We start from the raw sequence: 238 nt of genomic DNA on the forward strand, positions 1-238 counted from the left end.
TTCGTACCTGCTCGAGCCGTCACTCTCACAGTCAAGCTGGCTTATGCCTTTGCACTAACCGCATGATGTCCGACCATGCTTAGCCAACCTTCGTGCTCCTCCGTTACTCTTTAGGAGGAGACCGCCCCAGTCAAACTACCCCACCAGACACGGTCCCCGATCCAGATTATGGACCTAGGTTAGAACATCAAACGTTAAAGGGTGGTATTTCAAGGTTGACTCCATGCAGACTGGCGTC

Annotated in this window: 1 rRNA gene; it reads right to left on the bottom strand. The window is 52.5% G+C overall.

Going from position 1 to position 238, the window contains the following annotated elements:
• Positions 1–238: ribosomal RNA gene (locus BHE89_RS03035) — 23S ribosomal RNA — on the bottom strand; the annotation flags it as partial.

Source organism: Shigella sp. FC1967, from assembly GCF_001743005.1.
In the GTDB taxonomy this organism is placed as follows: Bacteria; Pseudomonadota; Gammaproteobacteria; order Enterobacterales; family Enterobacteriaceae; genus Proteus.